Here is a 15,837-nt window from a genome sequence, read left to right as displayed (position 1 = left end):
ATCATAAAAATAATTAAAAGTCAATGGTATTGAAAGAGTTGGTAGGCCCTGCCCCGTGGTGGGGCAGGGGAGGTGGAGGTGAGTTAGAACTGGATTTTAGATCCGAGGTCTATGTTGTAGGTTCTGGAAGAGCCTCTGAGCTCGAAACCGAACTGACTAAAGATTTCAAAGTTTGGACTGAAAGATAAGTAATTTCCAGCTCTTACAATGAAGGCTTGTCTAGCTAAGTTTGTTGCTTTAGTTAACCAAACAGCTGTAGTTGGGCTAACTAGCAGAGACGTCGTACAGTCAGGATTGCTTCTTGCAATGTCTGGTGAGTAGGCCAGAGTTAAATTGTAAGAAGCACTATCGTTTGCAGAGAATCTCTCAAACTTCACACCGATGGGCATAGCAATGTTTGTGAGATTACTGCTCTCAAAGTATCTTCCTTCAGTACTGCTATTTTCTTTAAAGTCCTCTTGGTGAGCATGAACAAGCTGGAACTTTAGGAAAGGCGAATACATATCGAATAGGGTAGAGTATTGAGATTCGATAGGCACAACAGCGCCAAGTTCTACTCCGAAACAATCGTTGCCCCAATCACCCTTGATCTCTGAGTAGACGACATTTTGCGGAGCATACTTATCAGTCATGTTGGTCTTCATATCATTAGAAGTATGACTATAGGTGAGTTGTGCATTAAGGACTAACGGAGCTTGAGCACCGATAGTATTTTGTAGCAGTCTATCCCAAGCACTCCAGAATGAGGTGTGTTGGTAGTAGATAGAGCCTGCATAAATGTTAGAAGAGTTCTTTGAAACAAGATAGTCCTTGTCTTTTCCAAAGAGTTGGCAGAAAGCAGCGCTGAAGACATCTTCGGAAGGCGTTTGAGCAAAGGCTCCTAACAAGTATCCTACACTATTGTGACGGAACTTGCGTTTTGTTTCTGTCCCACTTTTGTGTAAGAAGTTAGCCAATCCTGATACCCAGAAGCCTCTCTGATAGTCAGCACCGTTGACGCTAACATCCATAAGATTCTGAATAGCGCGCACATCCGAGAAGGATCCCCAAAGAGTATTAGGAACTAATGGACCTTGACGTTCAGGATTAGGGAGATAACCGGTTTGTTTCCAATCTAAAGTAGCTGTTTTAGTGGTATTGGTGTTTCCTGCCCAGGTTACAGTCCAATTTCCTTGATATCCGTAATGTTGAGATGGAATGTGGTTAGGGAGATTTTCCGGAATAGTTACTGTTCCGGAACCGTTTGCTTTAGCTTCTATGGAAGAGAATTTTTGAGTGGTAGAAAAGATAGGATATTCGTAGCCGTTCCCGTCGGAATCGACTAGATTAACAGTAGTGATTGATATGTTTTTATCAGCTGTTGTTGCTGTAATTTTAGCAGGCGAGGAACCCCCCCCCCCCCCAATGAGGTAACGTTAATGGCTAAATCTGTTAAGGTAATAACATCTCCGTCTGCGGACGGGGTTTGTAATGTAGTGCCTAAATCCATCACAACTGAAGAACCTTGTGTTTGGGTTATCTTTTTTGCTGTAACTGTAACACTATCTTTAAGGACTAAAGAACCGGCATCTATTTTTAAAGGTTGTTTAAAGTAGGATTGAAGATTTTCGGCTTCAGTTTTTTCTTCAACCGTTAATTTTTCTCCAGAAAAGACAATTTGACCTGAATAGGTTGTAGTTCCTTCAGCTTTGTTGATTTCTATTTCTGTGTTGGTGTCTCCATTATTCGCTATAGGATCATAGAAGAAAATCCCAAAGCCGTCTTTAGCTCTCAATTGGGTAAATTTCCCACCAGTACCTAGATCTATAGAATTTCTGACAGTTTTCGCATTACCTCCTGTTGTTATTATTTTATTTCCATCAAAGATAATGTTTCCGAGGTCTGCGGTTAAGCTGCACTCGCTACTAGTATTATTTAAACAAATAGCCCCACCCTTTGGATCACTGGCTTTAGAGACAGTATTGTTAGAAAATAAAGTCAATCCGCCTGAAGTAATGGTTAATTTATCTGTATATATAGCTCCACCGCTACTTTTTGATAAATTTCCAAAGAATACAAGATGTTGATTTCCCTCAAACTTTAAATCAGCATTATTACTTGTGCTCGTGCAGCTGATAGCGCCACCATTAGTCGAAGAGCAGTTTCTATTGAAGATAAGGCTAGTATTATCTTTTATAGTTGTATTTCCCACAGCTTTAATAGCTCCCATTCCTGTTGTTCCAGGAGGACAAGATGCACATGAAAATGACGAAAATCCTGTTACGGATAATGTTTTATCGTTCCCACTAACATTAATAGCTCCAGGATTATTAGATCCGGCATTGATGCTATCAAAGCAGAGAGAGTGTCCATTCCCTATGAAAATGAGATTACCTGCGGTTTGAGAAAAACAACTTCCAGTTAGAGGTGTTGGATTTCCTGCATTAGCAATGCACACGTTGCCTTCACAGGTGTAGGTTGTACTTGTTGAATTGCTTGAGGTTTTCGGCGTAAATGTTCCATTGCCATTATAACTATCTGCAGGGGTCAAAGTTTGACTTTCTCCTTGAGCGAAGCTCAATGAGGTCGAGGCGATTAACCCCGAAGATATTAAGAACCAGTAAACTGGGTATTTCATATTTCATGCTCTGGGTGAATTGAGATAGCGTTAACCGATCACAAAAACAATTAAAAGTCAAGGGGATTGAGAGTGTGGAAGGGAAGAAGCCCTGCCCAGGTATGGGCAGGGGGGTGCTTTTTAGAAAGAGACTTTAGCTCCAAGATCTACGTTATAGTTTCTTGAAGAGCTTCGCAATTCGAAACCAAATTGACTGAACATCTCAAATCCAGATGTTAAGGCGATATGGTTACCTGCACGAACTATGAAAGCTTGTCTAGCAAGATTCGTAGCTGTTGTTAACCAAGTAACGTCATTAATAGCTAATCCTGTTATACAGCTTGGGTTATGACGATATACATCGGGTACATACACGAATGTAAGATCGTAAGCTGTTCTTTCTCCATAGACAAGCTTCTCAAACTTTATACCGATAGGTACGGAAATATTGAGAAGATCACTACTTTCAAAGACACGACCTTCGCTTGTAGGTTCTTTGAAATCTTCTTGATGAGCATAGACAACTTGCAATTTTGCAAATGGTGCATAGCTATCAAAGAAAGAAGAACTAAATATGGGAATGGGCACGCTAGTAGATAACGCTACGCCAACAGTATCATTACCCCAAGAGCCTTTAACTTCAGGATAGTCTGTATAGGTAGTTGTCATATTATTGCCGGAGTGACAATAGGTAATTTGAGCATCTAAGAAAATAGGGATTTCTTTAGAGAATCCTGAACAACAAGTGTTTGGTCCATTAAATAGTCTTGTTAGATCATCAAACTTACTTACATGTTGATAATAGATAGAACCTGCATAGATATTCGCAGCATTTTTTGCTACAAGATAGTCCTTATCTTTTCCAAATAGCTGACAGAAAGCTACGCTAAGCGTATCTTCCTTAGAAGTGTTAGTTGTTGCACCTAATACATATCCGGAGCTGATATGACGGAATTTACGATTTGCCGCACTTTGATCTCTATGGAAGAAATTTCCCACTCCAGAAACCCAAAGACCACGACGTGTCTCTAATATGCTATCTACGCTACGTTCCATTACGTCCTGAATAGAACGTACATCCATGAAGGATCCCCAAAGACTATTTAATACTAGGGGAGCACGACGCTCAGGATTTGGAATGTATCCTGTTTTATTCCATTTAAAAACTGCTGTTTGCGTTTTAGGATTTGATGTAGTGTCTTTTACCCAAGCAACGGACCAGTTCCCTTGATAACCATAATGTCTTTCAGGAGTTCCTACAGTAGTGCTAGGTACGTTTGTTGTTGTTACAGCTCCTTTTGCAGAAAGTTGTATTCCTTGAAGAGATAACGCTTCATTTAGCTTATGATCTTCATAAAACTTCCCGGTAGGATCGATAACACCAATAGCCCCTGACAAAGTTACATTTTTAGCATTTGCATCTGCGACAACTACGGCTAATTTTTTTCCATCCAAAGAATTTGGATTGATGGCTAAGTTTGTCAAGGTGACGTCTTCTGTTTTCGCGGATAGCTTTGTTCCTGTATCCATGAGAATTCGAGAACCCGCTGTTTGCGAAACAGTTTTTGCTTCTACTTCAACACCATTTCTTAAAATCAGCTCACCAGCTGCTAATGTAATAGGCTGTGTGAATATAGTCTTTAAGTTGTCGGCAACAGCAGCTTCTTCTTTAGTGTGCTTTTCTCCAGAGAAGATAATTCTACCATTGTAGACTTTATCACCTTCAGCTTTGTTTAAAGTGAGAAGATCAGCAGCAGTGCCTTCAACAACTACAGGATCGTAGAAGGTAATAGTTTTCCCGGAAGCAGCACGTAGATTTATGAATTTTCCATTGCCCTCAATGTTAATTGCGTTTCTTTTTATCGTAGCATTATTTGCTGTAGAGGTGAGGTTATTTTCAAAGGTAATATCCCCATGTTCAGCTGTTATACTACATTCTCCGTTAGCAGCAATACCAACAGCTCCTCCCTTAGGCGAAGCATTGATAGCTTTGTTATTTGCAAATAACGTAGGCCCACCAGAAGTTAGATAGAGCTTATCTGCATAAATAGCCCCGCCTTTCGCTGCAGAAGTATTTTCCTTAAAAATCAAGACTTTGTTATCTCTTATAGTAAGGACCGGTGTCGAACCTGTTTTGCTACAATGGATAGCACCACCGCAACCATCTCCTGTTCCAGAAACAGCATTGTTGTTAAAAACAACAGAGCTGTTTCCTGAAATAGTCGTATTGCCTTCTGCATATACTGCTCCTCCAGAATTAACAGCAGTATTTCCAGAAAATACGATTTTTCCTTGGTTGTCTGAGATGTTAGTAACTCCCGTAGCAGCAATCGCACCACCTTTTTTCGCAGTCGTGTTGGTGGTGAAGCTGATTTCCTTGCTCGAGCCGGTTAGAGAAAAAGCTTTGCAAGAAATAGCTCCACCATCTTCAGCGGAGTGGTTCTGATCAAAAAGAACACTAGCATTATTTGCTAAGTTTAATGCTCCTCCGGATTTAACAGCTCCTTTCCCAGTATTTACCGTAGCCTCTGGGCATTTTGTGAAACTTAGCTTAGAGAAATCTGTTAGAGTAAGGACTTTATCTGCAGTAGAAACGTTAATCCCTCCGGGGTTTGCTCCAGAGTTTACGTTTTCTATGGATAGGCTATGTCCGTTTCCTTTGAAAGTTAGATCAGCTGCAGTTTGAACAAAAGCAGCCGAAGCAAGAGCTGCTGTTTGTCCTGCATCTACAATAGAAATATCACTCTCAACATTGTAAGTAGTTCCTCCCGCAGTGCTTGTAGATTGCGGACTGAATGCTCCATTTGCATCGAGAATAGATTCTTGAGTTAAAGTCACTTCCGCATGCAATTGCGAGAAGTGAAAAGATAATGGTATCGTCAGGGTTGACGATATTAAAATCTTATATAAAGAAGGCCTCATTTTATACACTTGTGGTGAAATGAAAAAAACAGTTTCGTTAAATACTCATTAGTACAAAAGAAAGCAAGTCTAATACAGAAAAGACTTGACATGTTTTATTCATTTTTGTTAAGAGGCCCGATCGTTTCAGAGAAAGCGGGGTTTTAGAATTTGTACCTACCTCCTAGGTCAAGGTTGTAATTTCTAGAAGATCCGCGTAGTTCGAAAGCTCCATGACAGAAGACCTCGAAACTATCTGTTAGATGGTGATGATTACAGCCATCAATTATTAAAGCTTGTCTAGCTAAGTTTGTTGCTCCTGTAGACCACCCAGTATCTGCAGAGGGTAGGAATACTTTAGATTTTGGAGCATCACGATAGATGTCAGGCTGATAGATAAGGCTGATATTATAAATGTTATATTTGTTTGTTTTCTCAAACTTCATACCAATAGGTAGGGAAATATTTACAAGGTGAGCACTTTGGAAATTCCTATTTGCATCATTTCCTTTAGTTTCTTTGAAGTCTTCTTGCTGTACGAAGACAACATGAAGTTTCATGAATGGAGAGAACTCTTCAATAAATGGATTATCAATAACTATAGGAAGATAGCTTCCTAGTTCTCCAGCTACGCAGTGGTTATTCCATTTACCTCTTGATGAAGGATTAGGAGTGTGTTTTGTAGTCATGGAGTTATGACTTAAACTATAGCTAAGTTGAGCATCAAAGATTACAGGAATTTGCTCAGGAAGTTTAGTAAGGATAGAACCTTTCTTATTCGAGAGCTTGTAGTGGTTGAGTAGTTTTTCACGTTTTGTATGGATAGATGCTGCATAGATATGCGATCTAGTTTTTGCAAGATGGTAATCTTTAGATTTACCAAACATCTGACAGAAAGCAATATCAATAACCTTATCAGTTATAGGTTGTGTGCTTGCGCCCACAACATATCCCGAACTGATATGACGGAATCCTTTCTGTACTTTCATTGAGTCTCTATGGAAGAAGTTAGAGATTCCTGAGATCCATATACCCTTATGGAAGTCTTCGCCTTGGGTGCTAACTTCAACAAGTTGTTGAATAGCACGAATATCAATAGCAGAGCACCATAAGCTGTTAGGCACTAAAGTTGCACGGCGATTTGGAGTGGGTGTGTAACCTGCGGATATCCATTTGAGTTCAAAATAGGTTTTTCCGTTTTCTTCTTTCTTAACAACTTCCCAATTACCTTGATAACCAACATTAGAGCTTGTGGATCCTTGAGGAATCATATTGAAACCGTTGGTATTTACGGTTCCGCCCCCCGTTGCCGAAACATCTAAGATATTTGCGGTGAAGTTTTTATTTAACAAGGGATTGTCATAAAAATTCTGACTGCTATCTTGGAATTTCAGATCTCCTGTCAAAGTAACATTTCCCGTTCCCTGTACAGCAAGAGTAATCATTTTACCATTGCCTAAGGAGTCTAAGTTAACAGCCAAATTATTGATTACAATGGATCCGTTTGTATTTGATTGAGATCCTGCTACAACACCTGAAGATGCGGATGCAGATGCAGAAGGCCATTTTTGTTTAAAGTTCATCAAAGAGGAGGCTACTAAATCAGATATAATTTTCAGGTCTGATTTAGAGGATGCATTTAGAACAGGAACTACATTATTAGGAGCTGCTGGTACTGAAGCAGCCTTGGAACTAGGATTTTCAGCAGCTGGGACATTCGTTATGATTGATGTTCCGCCATCCATAATGATCAAAGAACCATCTTTCTGTACAAAAGAATCTACAAGTAAGCCAGCTCCACTTCTTAAAACAAGAGTTCCTGCTTCAAGAGATACTTCGGTATTGAAAACGCTCGTTGCATTCAATGGATTTGCAGCTTCTTCCTTAGTGAGCTTCTCTCCAGAGAATACAACCGTACCATTATAAGTGGCTTGTTTTGTTTCTCCAGAAACAGGAGCTTCTTTTACTACTGGGACCTGTTCATCAAGAGCATTGATTTTTAGAGGAGTTTTAGCAGGAGCAGCTCCTGGTCCAGCTGCAGCATCAGAAACTGCGGCAGCTCTTAAAATTACAGAATGTCCTGAAGGACCTGCAGGTCCAGAAGATCCTGGGCTAGCAGCAACTGGTTTTGTAGTTGTAATAGGATCGTAGAAGAAAATCGTTTGCCCAGTTCCAGCACGTAATTGTGAAATTATCGCTCCACTACCTAAATGAATAGCATTGTGGGAAGGTTTTTGGGATTGGTTTTGAGCAGCTTTAGCATCTACTTGAGCTTCAGCTTTATTAGCAAAAGTTGCAAACGCAGCTGCAACTTTTCCATCCTCAGGTTGAACAGAGTTGGCCTGAGGAGCATCAGCTTGATTCTCAGCTTGACCATTACTAGAGACTGATCCAGCCACTGCAGAATCTGCGGCCCCTGCTTGGGGTTTGGCAGGAAGAGTAATTTCGTCAGCTGCTGTAACTGTATTGCCTTGGAAAGTAATTGATCCTGTAGCAGCAGTAATGCTGATATCTCCATTATCAGTAATGAAGATAGCTCCACCTTTCCCGGAAGAGTTATTAGAGAAGGTAATATCTCCACCTGAAGATAGAACTAATTTCTTAGTATGAATAGCTCCACCGCTAACAGTAGAGGAATTATTATCACATGTAACTGTAGTATTTCCTGAGATGGTTACACATGGATCAGCAGCTGCAGCGGCATCTGCTTGTTTTGGTGCGGGAGCGCTATCTGTTGATAACGATACAGCTCTTATAGAAGGAAGAACTCCTCCTGTGGCAGCGGCAACAACTTTTTCTGAAACCTTTGCGGGAACAGAAACAGGAGCTGCTAAACAATGAATGGCTCCACCGGTACCTGTGGTAGGTGTTTGACTTGCTTCTTTTTCTACAGCTGGCTCTGTGGGAGTTGCAGGAACAACTACGGCTTTATTGCCGGAAAAGACGACTGTTTTATTTCCAGTGATATCGAAATTTCCAGTAACAGATACAGCACCACCTTGCTCTTTAGCATTGTTATTTGAGAAGATACACGTCCCGGTATTATTTTGTATTGTTGCTGAACCACCGTCAACATTAATAGCACCACCAGCTTTTTTAGAAGAGTTGCCAGAAAATGTGATGTTGACGTTTTCTTTAAGAACGATGGCAGGAGCAGATGCATCAGGCGCAGCGCCTTCAGCTTTCGGATTGGCAATACTGTTTTCACCAGAACTACCTTCGGCAGCTATAATTCTGTTTTCGTATGCGTCTGTATCTGAAGATATCGTCCAAAGGCTTGCAGCAGCATTTGGTTCTGAGACAGTGGCAGAGCTAGCTCCTCTAACTTCAGCAGCTCCTGCTTCACCACTACCAGATGTGGCTTTAGGCCCAACATAGATAGCACTATCTGCGGATGTTTGAGTTTGGCTTGTAGCATTGGTAAAGGATAAGTTATTAAATCCTGACAATGTTAAAGCTGATCCAGCACTATTGTTAATAGCAGCTCCTTGAGCTTCTATGGTTACAGTATCAAAAGTGAGGGAATGACCAGCTCCAACAAAAGTAAGAGGGCCCGCAGTATTTGAGAAACAACTTTTAGTCGGGGTCTGAGAGACTTGAGATCCTTCAGAACTTGAAGAATCGGAGCTAGATGAACTGCTTGCATCTGAAACAGTAGCATCAGCTCTTAGTATCCCGGATAAAATTCTAGATGTTGTTACCGTTTCAGTATCTGAACTTGATGAAACTTCTGTGGGTTCAGGGCTAGAGTTAGAACTTTCCGTGCTAACAACTGTAGTACTTGGTTGTGAAACTTCTGTTCTGGATGATTCTTCTACTCTAGGTTCTGCGTCTGAATGCTCTTCTGAAGATCTTGAAGAATCTCCTTCCGCACTTGCGTTCTTATTTTCCTTATCCTTTTCACTACTAGCCTTACCATTTTGAGATTCTGCACCATTTCTCTCTACAGATTCAGCAGCTGGTTTTGCTTGAACTTCAGACTGACTACTGGAGGCTGGTGCCTGGGTAGCGGTTACATTAGATATAGATACATCGCCATTAAGAGTATAAGTAGTCCCGGAAGCGTTCGACGTCTCTTTATAAGTAAATCCTGCTCCATTACTTCCTGATCCGGGATAATTATCGTTAGGACCTAAACTTACGTTTCCATTTTGAGGTTCGGAATTCTTAGGAATCTCTGCTACCACTGCTTCTTCGGCAGCAACAATGGAGGATAATGGAAGTGTAATTGCTGATGAGATTAACAACCAAGGAACGGAAGACTTCATAACAAGGTTCTTTTGGTGATATGGAAGATTCCTTCACGCAATAGGAGATAGAAATTAAAAAATCAAGAGACAACAGAGAAGGAAACAGAGAGGAAATGCTTTGAGTGTTGGAAATGAAAAACATCAAAAGCCACATTATTTTATGTGGCTTTTGATTTTCTCGTTGATGTCTATAAAACTAGGAGAATTATTTTAGGAAGAAATCTCAGGTTTTGAGAAGAGAAGGTCTAATTTTTAGGATCGCAATGATGAGATGTATGACCCTTTGTACAGCAGTCCCCACCTTGATGCTTCTTAGAACAACAACTACAATAGCTTATTAAAGAAATAATCCCGGCGATTCCAATAACAATATAAGTAATTTGTGTTGCTGTTGCGCTTGCGCCTCCGCATAGTCGAGCAATAAGGTTTACTTTATGATGAGTTAATCCTATAATTCCTACGTTCAATGCACAAAGAACAACAATAAGAGAGGATAATCCCCGAACGAGTTTGCCTAGCATTGCTTTTCTCCTAAGTGATGTATACTTAATTCCATCTTTTAATCTTTTTTATAATTTAATAAAGTTTTTTTTTGTTTTCAGGCATTTGGGGAGACATTGACTTTTTGCATACAACGAGTTAAGTTGAGCAAGAAGTTTTTTCATGAAAAACTCAAAATGGACATTAGCTTCATTACAATAAATTATCGAGATTAGGAAATGACACAACCCTATGTAACTAGAGAAGAAATTTTACTTTTAGCGAAGAGCTCAGCTTTAGAATTAAGCGAAGAGCTTATTCAGGAATACGAGACTTCGTTAAACGAAGTCATCGGTATTATGAAAGCATCTATTTCCATGGATGTAACAGATGTAGTTATTGAGGTTGGTTTATCCCATGTCATCAGCCCTGAAGATTTAAGAGAAGATGTCGTCGCCTCAAGTTTCTCTCGTGAGGAGTTTCTTATTAATGTCCCCGAATCTTTAGGGGGATTAGTAAAAGTACCCACAGTAATTAAGTAGAGATCGCGGTTTTAGGAATATGTATCAAAAGAGTGCCTTAGAGTTAAGAAATGCTGTAGTGAGCGGGGAATCTTCAGCTACAGCGATAGCAGAGTATTTTTATAATAGAATAGAAACAGAAGATAGTCGCATAGGTGCTTTTCTTTCTCTTTGCCAGGAAAGAGCTTATGAAAAAGCTGCTAGTGTGGATGCGAAACGTGCAAGGGGAGAGCCTTTAGGGAAACTTGCAGGTGTGCCTATAGGGATAAAAGATAATATCCATATTATGGGATTGCGTACGACTTGTGCTTCTAAGATTTTGGAAAATTATATAGCACCTTTTGATGCTACTGTAGTTGAACGTATAGAAGCTGAAGATGGGATTATTTTAGGTAAGCTCAATATGGATGAGTTTGCCATGGGCTCTACAACTCAGTATTCTGCTTTTCATCCAACAAAAAATCCTTGGGATTTATCTTGTGTTCCTGGAGGGTCTTCCGGAGGATCTGCAGCTGCTGTTTCTGCAAGATTTTGTCCTATAGCCTTAGGTTCTGATACCGGAGGTTCTATACGTCAGCCCGCAGCATTTTGTGGCGTCGTTGGATTTAAACCTTCATACGGTGCTGTGTCTCGTTATGGTTTAGTTGCTTTTGGTTCCTCATTAGATCAGATAGGCCCTTTAACGACCGTTGTTGAAGACGTAGCTTTAGCTATGGACGTTTTCTCGGGGAAAGATGAAAGAGATGCTACTTCTCAGAAGTTTTTCTCAGGATCTTTCCAAGATGCATTATCCTTAGAAGTGCCTAGTTTGATTGGTGTGCCTATGGGATTTTTAGAAGGCTTGAGAGATGATGTTAAAGAGAACTTCTTTGAATCATTAAATATTTTAGAGCGTCAGGGTAGTCGGATCGTTGATATAGACCTCGATATTTTACATCATGCTGTTTCTGTATACTACATAGTAGCTTCTGCAGAGGCTACTACAAATCTCGCAAGATTTGATGGTATCCGTTATGGATACCGCTCTCCAGAAGCTCATAGTATGGAAGATGTTTATACTATTTCTCGCGTTCAAGGTTTTGGTAAGGAAGTTATGCGTAGGATCCTTTTAGGAAACTATGTGTTATCTGCAGAGCGTCAAAGCGTATACTATAAAAAAGGTACAGCAATTCGTGCGAAAATCATTCAAGCTTTCCAAACAGCTTATGAAAAGTGTGATGTAATTGCTATGCCGGTATGTTCTTGCCCTGCATTTGCTGATGGGGATATTCTTGATCCTATCTCTCTATACCTACAAGATATCTATACTGTTGCTATGAATTTAGCCTATTTACCTGCTATCGCTGTTCCTTCAGGATTTTCTAAAGAAGGCTTACCTTTAGGATTTCAGGTGATTGGTCAAAAAGGTAAAGACCAGCAGGTATGTCAGGTCGGTTATAGTTTCCAAGAACATGCAGGGATTAAGAATTTATACCCTAAAGGATGTAACAAACTTTTTGATGGAGAGGTGAAATAATGAGCGATATTTATGCTGATTGGGAATCCGTCATAGGTCTTGAAGTCCACGTAGAGTTAAATACAAAATCAAAGCTATTTAGTTGCGCACGAAATCGTTTTGGTGATGAGCCTAATACGAATATCTCTCCTGTGTGTACAGGAATGCCAGGGTCTTTGCCTGTATTGAATAAAGAAGCAGTAAGAAAGGCCATTTTATTTGGTTGTGCAGTTCAAGGTGAAGTAGCTTTATTAAGCGGTTTCGATAGAAAGTCCTATTTTTATCCCGATAGTCCTAGGAATTTTCAAATTACACAATTTGAGCATCCTATAGTGCGGGGAGGACATGTAAAAGCTATTGTTCAGGGTGAAGAACGTTATTTTGAACTTGCGCAAGCGCATATTGAAGATGATGCGGGGATGTTAAAACATTTCGGAGAATTTGCAGGAGTAGATTACAACCGTGCCGGTGTACCTTTAATAGAAATTGTTTCTAAACCTTGTATGTTTTGTGCGGACGATGCTGTTGCTTATGCTACAGCTCTTGTATCTTTATTAGATTACATTGGGATTTCTGATTGTAATATGGAAGAGGGATCTGTGCGTTTCGATGTGAACGTTTCTGTACGCCCTCGGGGTAGTGAAGAATTACGCAATAAGGTAGAAATTAAAAATATGAACTCGTTTGCTTTTATGGCGCAAGCTTTAGAAGCAGAACGCTGCCGACAGATAGATGCCTATTTAGAAAATCCTAATAAGGATCCAAAAACTGTCATTCCTGGAGCAACATACCGTTGGGATCCTGAAAAGAAAAAAACGGTATTGATGCGTCTTAAAGAGCGAGCTGAGGATTACAAATACTTTATAGAACCGGATCTTCCTGTATTGCAGTTAACAGAAGCGTATATCAATGAAATACGTGATACGCTTCCTGAGCTTCCTTATGACAAATATCAAAGATATTTGCGTGAGTATGCTCTTGCTGAGGATATCGCTGCTATTTTAATTAGCGATAAGCATATTGCAAACTTCTTTGAATTAGCCGCTACAGAATGTAAGAATTACCGAGCTCTTTCTAATTGGGTGACTGTAGAGTTTGCAGGACGTTGTAAAATACAAGGTAAAAACCTTGCCTTTTCAGGGATTCTTCCTAGCAGCGTAGCTCAGCTTGTCAATTTTATTGATAAGGGAGTGATTACTGGGAAGATAGCTAAAGATCTTGCCGATATGATGATGGAATCTCCAGAAAAGAGTCCTGAAGATATTCTTAAAGAACATCCTGAGATGTTGCCAATGACAGATGAAAGTGCTTTAGTTGCGATTATTGCTGAAGTTTTGGGTGCTAACTCGCAATCTGTTGTTGATTATAAGGGTGGTAAGACCAAAGCCTTAGGGTTTTTAGTTGGGCAAATTATGAAACGCACTCAAGGAAAAGCTCCTCCAAATAGAGTGAACGAGCTTTTACTTATTGAATTGGGTAAATAATAGTTGAAAAATCTTAAGGTTTTTTGTAAGCTGTTGAGTATCTAAGGGAAAAATGGCTCTTTTGAGGTTGAAAAACATCAAGAGAGCCTTTTTATTTTATCCTTAATTAGAAAAATTTTAGAAACCTAGCTTTTCTTTCTTTTCTTTTTTCTACTTTGTTTACGTTGTGAATCGGAATTCTCTAGATCTGAAGATTCATCATCACCTTGACTTTGATCTCTTTCTTGTCTTTCTTCATCCTCATTTCTATTTCTAGATCGTGATGATCCTGCAGCTCCTATGCGAGATACTCTACGAGGTGTTGAGGTGACGGGGCCTGTTGTAGTAGTGTCTCCAGAGACAGGTTGACCTAAAGGGACATTTTGTATGGCAGAGGAGGAATCTTCTAGAGATTGAGGAGGTTGATATACGGATGAGAATGGGTTATAGGTATCATGTAAAAAAGAAAAGTCATCTTGTGCTTGAGGAGAAAATTCATCACCCGAAGATAGATAATCGGGATCAGCTTGTTCAACTTCTATTTGGTTTCTCGATCTATGTTGAAGCACTCCCTGCGAGCTTCTAGAGATATGTCGCTGACGTGTATGCGTGCGGGTTTCTTGATCTTCGCGCTCACGTCTAGCATCTGCAGCATGATCTCTTCTTCTCTCTTGAGAAACACGCTTCACATCTTTTTCGGAAGGTGTAGTTGGGGTTATTGATTGCTCGGAAACTTCAATAACCTTTTGCTGAGCTTTAATCAAAGCTTCAGTTTTAAAATGCTGGAATGTGACATTGCTCAATGAGACTAAAGCCAATCCTATGGTCATGAAGCCCATAAGGAATTGCGGGTTAGCAAGAATAAGGGTACTTCCTCCAGCTGTAAAGTATGCTGAAGCAATTAATGCTGAAGCTATTCCCAAAAGAATGAATGGTAAGAGAACAGCAGTAATAGTGTCGGCGATTTTCTGAGATCTTGGTGTATTGGCAACATCAGAAATGAGCATAGTCACTCCTAGGGCACCAAAAATAAACCCGGGGATTAACCCAAATAACAAAAGACCTTGTCCCTGAGAGGCAACAAGAATACCAATAATGGAAATAACAGCAATCGCGATAATCCCAATATCGAACACATAACGCATCTTGGGGTTGCGATCGGGGAGAGAGAGAAGTCTTCCGAAAAATCCTGTGGAAGAAGTACGAATACGACTTCCGATGCCCGTATGTGGCGTGGGTATCTGACTTTTAGGAACCGGTCGGTGTGATTGCCCTAAAGGATCTATAGGATTACTCATGCACGTAGCTCTGTTTTTTTATATTGTTTTAGATATGAATATAACTTTTTTAAAACCGTTATTTCATAACCACTTAATTATATTATAAAAGTTGTTGTTGTTTAGTTGTGATAGTTTTGTTTGTTTAACTATGTTAACTTTTAGTAAAGACCCTAGTGTTTATTGAAACATTAGGTGAGGATTTTCCAAGAAAGAGTAATATTAGAGGCTGTGAAAAATTAGGAATTTCCGTTTTCTAAAGTGGTTTCCACGTTGTGGTTCGCAACTTCGGAAGAACCTTTCCGGCTAGGAGGAGAGAGGTCCGGGGATGATGAGGAAGAAGATAGGGTTTCTTCTGAAGTCGTGGATAGTTTAATTTCTTGGGTTTGTAAAGATCTTAAAGAAAATAATTCCCTATGGATATTTAAAAGCGTAGCGCTGGCACCTATAGCTCCGCAGATACCGATCATGAAGAAGACAACCTCGGGAGCGACCATAACCAAGCCAAAAATAGCACCAATAATAAGAGCAGAGACCAAAAGGCTGATGAACCATGCCGCCAAATAAGGAAGGGCGTGTTTGCAGCTTCTCGTAGAAATCGCTTTTAATGCGCAGGTAAAGGGAATCACTCCTAAAGCTGAGAATGTTGCTATTGGGAAAGTAATAATTTTGATTGTGCCGAGAATAACAGATACCGCTACCTCAATAGCCATTGCCGTTTTCGGGTGTTGCTGAGCCTTATTTTGACAGCGACGTGCAAGGACCCTCTCAGGAAATGTACAATCGAAATAAATTTGTGAGCTTTTTTTACAAACTTCACGACAATTCATTTTAACCTAAAAATGAACTTATAT

10 protein-coding genes and 1 pseudogene are annotated in these 15,837 nt (G+C 40.0%); 3 read left to right on the top strand and 8 right to left on the bottom strand.

Going from position 1 to position 15,837, the window contains the following annotated elements; all coding sequences use genetic code 11:
- Positions 1-83: 83 nt before the first annotated feature.
- From O1W70_RS01440 to O1W70_RS01415, 6 genes and pseudogenes are all read right to left on the bottom strand, one after another.
- Positions 84-1,031, bottom strand: coding sequence for an autotransporter outer membrane beta-barrel domain-containing protein (locus O1W70_RS01440; RefSeq protein WP_375797247.1), 948 nt, complete (start codon positions 1,029-1,031; stop codon positions 84-86).
- A 135-nt stretch (positions 1,032-1,166) separates the two neighbouring features.
- Positions 1,167-1,340 (bottom strand): annotated as a pseudogene (locus O1W70_RS01435) (autotransporter domain-containing protein); the annotation flags it as partial.
- Positions 1,322-2,617: a chemotaxis protein gene (locus O1W70_RS01430; RefSeq protein WP_332381193.1), complete on the bottom strand. Its 1,296-nt coding sequence runs from the start codon at positions 2,615-2,617 to the stop codon at positions 1,322-1,324. The gene O1W70_RS01430 and the pseudogene O1W70_RS01435, both read right to left, overlap by 19 nt.
- A 120-nt stretch (positions 2,618-2,737) precedes the next feature.
- Entirely contained in the window at positions 2,738-5,518 is a 2,781-nt protein-coding gene (locus tag O1W70_RS01425) for a polymorphic outer membrane protein middle domain-containing protein (protein ID WP_332381194.1), read from the bottom strand.
- A gap of 143 nt (positions 5,519-5,661) precedes the next feature.
- A complete protein-coding gene (locus tag O1W70_RS01420; RefSeq protein WP_332381196.1) occupies positions 5,662-9,765 on the bottom strand; it encodes a polymorphic outer membrane protein middle domain-containing protein in 4,104 nt (1,367 codons plus the stop codon).
- A gap of 227 nt (positions 9,766-9,992) precedes the next feature.
- Positions 9,993-10,268 (bottom strand): DUF378 domain-containing protein, encoded by a 276-nt coding sequence (locus O1W70_RS01415; RefSeq protein WP_213240498.1) that lies wholly within the window; start codon positions 10,266-10,268, stop codon positions 9,993-9,995.
- A gap of 198 nt (positions 10,269-10,466) precedes the next feature.
- On the opposite strand from O1W70_RS01415, the gene gatC reads away from it, so the two are divergent.
- Genes gatC through gatB form a run of 3 tightly spaced genes read left to right on the top strand, consistent with a single transcriptional unit; the run spans position 10,467 to position 13,727 of the window.
- Entirely contained in the window at positions 10,467-10,769 is a 303-nt protein-coding gene (gatC, locus tag O1W70_RS01410) for an Asp-tRNA(Asn)/Glu-tRNA(Gln) amidotransferase subunit GatC (RefSeq protein ID WP_332381200.1), read from the top strand.
- 19 nt (positions 10,770-10,788) lie between these two features.
- Positions 10,789-12,264: an Asp-tRNA(Asn)/Glu-tRNA(Gln) amidotransferase subunit GatA gene (gene gatA / locus O1W70_RS01405; protein ID WP_213240500.1), complete on the top strand. Its 1,476-nt coding sequence runs from the start codon at positions 10,789-10,791 to the stop codon at positions 12,262-12,264.
- A complete protein-coding gene (gatB, locus tag O1W70_RS01400; protein WP_375797246.1) occupies positions 12,264-13,727 on the top strand; it encodes an Asp-tRNA(Asn)/Glu-tRNA(Gln) amidotransferase subunit GatB in 1,464 nt (487 codons plus the stop codon). The genes gatA and gatB overlap by 1 nt, the downstream gene beginning before the upstream one ends.
- 125 nt (positions 13,728-13,852) lie before the next feature.
- On the opposite strand, the gene O1W70_RS01395 is transcribed toward gatB, so the two are convergent.
- Both O1W70_RS01395 and O1W70_RS01390 read right to left on the bottom strand, forming a co-directional pair.
- Positions 13,853-15,004 carry an IncV family inclusion membrane protein gene (locus tag O1W70_RS01395; protein ID WP_332381204.1) on the bottom strand — a complete coding sequence of 384 codons (1,152 nt, stop codon included), beginning with the start codon at positions 15,002-15,004 and terminating at the stop codon, positions 13,853-13,855.
- Positions 15,005-15,222: 218 nt separating this feature from the next.
- Positions 15,223-15,813 (bottom strand): DUF5422 family protein, encoded by a 591-nt coding sequence (locus O1W70_RS01390; RefSeq protein ID WP_332381205.1) that lies wholly within the window; start codon positions 15,811-15,813, stop codon positions 15,223-15,225.
- Between the last annotated feature and the right edge of the window lie 24 nt (positions 15,814-15,837).

The sequence above is a fragment of the Chlamydia sp. 16-02 genome (assembly GCF_042235055.1).
Classification (GTDB): Bacteria; Chlamydiota; Chlamydiia; order Chlamydiales; family Chlamydiaceae; genus Chlamydia.
This window is presented reverse-complemented; position numbering and strand designations above follow the sequence as displayed.

Coding starts and splice junctions, on each gene's coding strand:
- O1W70_RS01430 (WP_332381193.1), bottom strand. CDS start 2,617: ATGAAATACCCAGTTTACTGGTTCTTAATATCTTCGGGGTTAATCGCC.
- O1W70_RS01425 (WP_332381194.1), bottom strand. CDS start 5,518: ATGAGGCCTTCTTTATATAAGATTTTAATATCGTCAACCCTGACGATA.
- O1W70_RS01420 (WP_332381196.1), bottom strand. CDS start 9,765: ATGAAGTCTTCCGTTCCTTGGTTGTTAATCTCATCAGCAATTACACTT.
- O1W70_RS01415 (WP_213240498.1), bottom strand. CDS start 10,268: ATGCTAGGCAAACTCGTTCGGGGATTATCCTCTCTTATTGTTGTTCTT.
- gatC (WP_332381200.1), top strand. CDS start 10,467: ATGACACAACCCTATGTAACTAGAGAAGAAATTTTACTTTTAGCGAAG.
- gatA (WP_213240500.1), top strand. CDS start 10,789: ATGTATCAAAAGAGTGCCTTAGAGTTAAGAAATGCTGTAGTGAGCGGG.
- gatB (WP_375797246.1), top strand. CDS start 12,264: ATGAGCGATATTTATGCTGATTGGGAATCCGTCATAGGTCTTGAAGTC.
- O1W70_RS01395 (WP_332381204.1), bottom strand. CDS start 15,004: ATGAGTAATCCTATAGATCCTTTAGGGCAATCACACCGACCGGTTCCT.
- O1W70_RS01390 (WP_332381205.1), bottom strand. CDS start 15,813: ATGAATTGTCGTGAAGTTTGTAAAAAAAGCTCACAAATTTATTTCGAT.